The 4,743-nt window shown below is 63.5% G+C and carries 5 protein-coding genes; 3 read left to right on the top strand and 2 right to left on the bottom strand.

What is annotated here, in order from left to right:
* Both B4E36_RS06185 and B4E36_RS06180 read left to right on the top strand, forming a co-directional pair.
* Positions 1-928 (top strand): murein L,D-transpeptidase family protein (locus B4E36_RS06185; protein ID WP_345900128.1); only part of this gene is annotated, 928 nt, incomplete at its 5' end.
* A complete protein-coding gene (locus B4E36_RS06180; protein WP_292052664.1) occupies positions 925-1,167 on the top strand; it encodes a sulfurtransferase TusA family protein in 243 nt (80 codons plus the stop codon). The genes B4E36_RS06185 and B4E36_RS06180, both read left to right, overlap by 4 nt.
* A gap of 6 nt (positions 1,168-1,173) precedes the next feature.
* Here the strand turns inward: B4E36_RS06180 and B4E36_RS06175 are convergent, their stop codons facing one another.
* A complete protein-coding gene (locus B4E36_RS06175) occupies positions 1,174-2,262 on the bottom strand; it encodes a CobW family GTP-binding protein (protein ID WP_292052662.1) in 1,089 nt (362 codons plus the stop codon).
* Between the two features lie 8 nt (positions 2,263-2,270).
* Positions 2,271-3,359 (bottom strand): D-alanyl-D-alanine carboxypeptidase family protein, encoded by a 1,089-nt coding sequence (locus tag B4E36_RS06170; RefSeq protein WP_292052658.1) that lies wholly within the window; start codon positions 3,357-3,359, stop codon positions 2,271-2,273.
* A gap of 180 nt (positions 3,360-3,539) precedes the next feature.
* Between B4E36_RS06170 and B4E36_RS06165 the strand changes: the two genes are divergently transcribed.
* Positions 3,540-4,703: a M20 aminoacylase family protein gene (locus B4E36_RS06165; protein ID WP_292052655.1), complete on the top strand. Its 1,164-nt coding sequence runs from the start codon at positions 3,540-3,542 to the stop codon at positions 4,701-4,703.
* The last annotated feature ends 40 nt before the right edge of the window (positions 4,704-4,743 follow it).

Raw genomic sequence — 4,743 nt, 5'->3', positions numbered from 1 at the left:
CAAGCTCGGCCCGAAGAAGAAGGAGGGCGACCGGCAGGCGCCCGAGGGCTTCTATCCGCTTTCCAAGGGCCTTTTGAATCCCTATTCGCAGTATTTCCTGGCGATCAATACCGGCTATCCGAACCGTTATGACCGCGCCAACCAGTTCACCGGCTCCGACCTGATGATCCACGGCGCCTGCTCCTCGCGCGGCTGCTATTCGATGACAGACGAGCAGATACTGGAAATCTTCGCCTTCGCGCGCGATGCCTTTTCCGGCGGCCAGCAGGCGATCATGCTGCAGGCTTACCCGTTCCGCATGACCGCGGAAAACATGGTGCGCCACCGCTATAACGAGAACTATCCCTTCTGGCAGATGCTGAAGGAAGGCTACGACTATTTCGACGTGACCCACAAGATTCCGGACGTCGATGTCTGCGGCGGCGAATATCTGTTCAACAAGGACCCGGTCAATGGCGGCGATCTCGCCTCCGATCGCGCCTGCCCGGTCATGGCGTCCAATCTTACCGCCCAGGACAAGATGGCGCTGGCTCAGAACCAGAGCGACTATCAGAAGCAATTCGCCAAGGCGCTCGCGGAGAACGACGACAAGGTCTGGATCGATCCGAGCGAAGCAGAACGCAAGGCCATCGTCGCCGATCTGCGCGAGGACCCGACCGATGCGCTCTACCAGCCCACCGGTTCCTCGCTGGAAGCCGGCCGCTTCGTGACCGTGGAACAGTATCGGATTTCGAAATACGGCCCGCTGGAAACGCCGGAAGATGTCGCTGCCGAAATCGATACCGTCACCCAGACGGCCGCGATCCCGGATGTTCCGGACGTGCCGGTTTCCTCTTCGGTTCCGATTCCCGAGCCGAGCCCGATGGCGGCCTATGCCGAGCCGGAGCAGCCCACTAAAGGCGACAGGCCTTTCTGGAAATTCTGGTGAGCGACGGCTTCGTGCCGCAGTCCTTCCATTATGATCTGAAGGGGCTGAAATGCCCGCTGCCGGCGCTGAAGGCCGGCAAGCGTCTGGCCGAGCTTGCGCCCGGAAGCCTGCTGACTGTGGAAACCACCGATCCGCTTGCGGTGATCGACATCCCGCATCTCTGCCAGCAGAACGGCCACCGGCTGATTGAAAGCGTGGCGACCGAGAGCGGTCATCGTTTCGTGATCGCGCGATCGTGAACTCTGTCAGCGCCTGAAGCCGAAGGCCGCAAGCGGATTGTCCTCAAGCGCGGCCCGGTCCGGACGGTCGACCGCCGGCCGGTCCAGGAAGCTTGCAAACAGATCGCGCACCGCCTTCTCGCCGAGGTCCGCTCCAATCACGACGATCCGGGTTTCAGGCGCGCTGTCCTCCGGCCAGCCGGCGAGATAACGCGATGGGTAGACGGTGGTGCCGACGCCGTGAATCACGAGCGGACGAGGCTCGCCGGCAATCGCCACGATCCCCTTGATCCGCAGGATATGGTCGCCGTGTTCGCGGGCAAGGCGATGCTGGAAGGCTTCGATGACCTGTCGCGACGGGAGCGCGTCCGCAAGAAGCGCGAAGGCGCGGATATGCTCGTCATGTCGATTGACGTCGTGATGGTGGTGGTCGTGGCCGGTTTCGGCCGCCCGCAGCCATTCCCCGACCTCGGCCGATTTGCGCGCCGGGTCGAACAGGCCCGCCACCAGGAGATGGGGATTGGCGGCCATGGGCGTCGCGCCGTCCACGATTTCCGCGGTCGGGTTGATGGCGGAAAGCCGCGCTGCGAAGCTTTCCGCGCTCTTGGCGGAGACGAGATCTGTCTTGGTGATGACGAGGCGATCGGCGACCGCGACCTGGCGTGCCGCTTCATCGTGACGTTCGATCGCATCGATGCCAGTCACCGCATCCACCAGGGTCACCACGCCATCGACCGAAAAGGCGGCGGCGATCGCCGGATGCGCCATGATCGCCATCAGCACCGGAACCGGATCGGCAAGGCCGGTGGTCTCGATGATCACCCGGTTAACCGGTTTGATCTTCCCGGTCTGCATCCGGTCCAGCAGGTCGGCGAGCGTGTCGATCAGCTCGCCGCGGACGGTGCAGCACAGGCAGCCATTGGCAAGCTCGATGACCGAATCGCCGGAGCGTTCGACCAGAAGATGGTCGATGCCGACCGCGCCGAATTCGTTGATGATCACGGCCGCGTCGGCAAGCGCCGGATCACCGAGAAGGCGGTTCAGAAGCGTCGATTTGCCCGCGCCGAGAAAGCCGGTGACGATCGAGACGGGGATGGGATGCGATGGCTGATACATTCTGGCTTCTATTGCTCGGGCCGGGCATAGGGCAGCGGCACATAGGTGAGATTATCGAGCGCGCCCGCCACGGTTTCGGTGTCGTTCGGCAGGCGGAAGGCGTCGATGGTCGCGTATTCCTTCGGCAGCGGCTTCAGATAGGGCGACTTGAAGATGTAGTTGCCGTCCTCGTCGCGGATATCGCCGCGATCCTGCACGGCCTGCGCGCTGCAGACCTCGCTGGTGATATCGGCAACGGGGCGATCCGGAGCGGGCGGCGGCAGATAGGTCGAAAGCTCCGGCCCGGAGCGATCGTTGGACGTCAGCCCGGCCTGCAGCAGCTCGGCGGCCTTGTCGGCGCGCGCGGGCACGCTGTTGGCGCCGAAGGCGACGGCAATCACCTCGCGGCCGCCGCGCTTGGCCGAGGACACCTGATTATAGCCCGAGGCGCAGACGAAGCCGGTCTTCATGCCCGTGGCGCCGTCGAAATTGCCGACCAGAAGATTGGTGTTACGGTATTTGCCGCTGTCGGCGGCAATGCCGGGGATGGTGAAATAATACTGGTATTCCGGAAAGTCGCGGCTCATAGCAAGCGCCAGCACCGCCATGTCGCGCGCGGTGGTATATTGGCCGGTCTGCGGATTGGCCATCGAGGTCATGCCGTTGGCATTGACGAAATGGGTGTCGACCATGCCGAGCTCCGCGGCCTTGGCGTTCATGCGCGCGATGAAGGCATCGCGGCCGCCGATCGCGGCATCGGCCACCGCATGGGCGGCGTCATTGGCCGAATGGACCAGCATCATCTTCAGCGCGTTGTCGACCGTCACCCGCGTGCCCGGGGCGAAATACATCTTCGAGGCGGGCTCGTTGGCGGCGGCGGCGGAAAAGGTGATCGCCGCGCGCGGATCGAGCCGACCCGCTTTCATGTCCTCGAACACCAGATAGGCGGTCATCAGCTTGGTGAGGGACGCCGGATACCATTTCTTGAACGGCTCATTGGCAAACAGCACGCGCCCGGTTTTGGCATCGACCACGATATAGGGATGAGCGAGCGCCGCCGCGCCGACGGAAACCAGCGTTGCGAGCACTATTCCGGCGAACAGCACAGCGGCGGCCATCTTCCGACCAATGTGCCGGGTTGTCGACTTCGTCCTGGCGATTTGAAACACGGTAGCTCTCTCTACTTGCCTGTCGGCTGCTATCGATATACCCCTTTAAGGGCTCGTCTTGTTGATGCGGACACGCTCAATATTAGCGTGTTTTACAACGAATTTTGCAAAAATGCAGGGGTATCATTAATGCCGGTGCTGAACTACGCCGCCGAACTCCAAAGTCAAGCGACCGAATGGCGCCATCACCTTCATCGGCATCCGGAACTTCTCTACGACGTCGAGGCGACGGCGGGCTTCATAGCAGAACAATTGCGGCAGTTCGGTGTCGACGAGGTCGTTGAAGGCATCGGCCGCACCGGGCTTGTCGGCGTCATCCATGGCCGGGCGGGCGAGGGGCGCACGATCGGCTTGCGCGCCGACATGGATGCCTTGCCCATCAATGAAAAAACCGGCCGTCCGTGGGCCTCGACGGTTCCCGGCAAGATGCATGCCTGCGGCCATGACGGCCATATGGCGATGCTGCTGGGTGCGGCGAAATACCTCGCCGAGACGCGGAATTTCAGGGGCAGGGTGGTCGTGATCTTCCAGCCGGCGGAGGAAGGCGGCGGCGGCGGCAAGGCGATGATCGAGGACGGGCTGATGGAGCGGTTCTCGATCGCCGAGGTCTACGGCATGCATAATTTCCCCGGCCTTCCCGTGGGAGAATTCGCGATCCGGCCCGGCCCGATCATGGCGGCGACCGACGAGTTCCGGATTCTGATCCGGGGCAAGGGCGGTCACGCGGCCCAGCCGCACACGACCATTGATCCGGTCGTGATCGGCAGCCAGATCGTCGGCGCGCTGCAGACCATCGTCTCGCGCAACGCCGATCCGGTCGGCGCGCTTGTGGTCTCGGTGACCGAATTTCATGCGGGCTTTGCCCACAACGTCATCCCTTCGGAGGCCGAACTCGGCGGCACGGTGCGCTCCTTCACGCCGGAAAACCGCGACATGGCGGAGCAGCGGCTCAAGGCCATCGCCGAAGGCATTGCCGCCGCCCAGGGCGGCGAGGCCGTGGTGACATACACCCGCAACTATCCCCCGACGGTCAATCACGAGGAAGAGACGCGCCATGCCGCGGATGCGGCGATCGCGGTCGCGGGGGCGGAGGCGGTCAACACCGCGGTTGCGCCCTGGACGGCGGCGGAGGATTTTTCCTACATGCTGGAGGCAAGGCCCGGCGCCTTCATCATGCTCGGCAATGGCGACAGCGCCGGCCTGCACAATCCTGACTATGATTTCAACGACGAGGCGCTTGCCCACGGCATTTCCTACTGGGTCCGCCTTGCCGAAGCCCGCCTCGCCGCCTGAGCCATGGCTGCCGCAAAGCAAAAACAGGGCTTTTCATCGG

The sequence above is a fragment of the Martelella sp. UBA3392 genome (genome assembly GCF_002358775.1).
GTDB classification, from domain to species: Bacteria; Pseudomonadota; Alphaproteobacteria; order Rhizobiales; family Rhizobiaceae; genus Martelella; species Martelella mediterranea.
Note: the sequence above shows the minus strand (reverse complement) of the source record. Positions and strands in the feature narration are given on the sequence as shown.

Coding starts and splice junctions, on each gene's coding strand:
- B4E36_RS06175 (WP_292052662.1), bottom strand. CDS start 2,262: ATGTATCAGCCATCGCATCCCATCCCCGTCTCGATCGTCACCGGCTTT.
- B4E36_RS06170 (WP_292052658.1), bottom strand. CDS start 3,359: ATGGCCGCCGCTGTGCTGTTCGCCGGAATAGTGCTCGCAACGCTGGTT.
- B4E36_RS06165 (WP_292052655.1), top strand. CDS start 3,540: ATGCCGGTGCTGAACTACGCCGCCGAACTCCAAAGTCAAGCGACCGAA.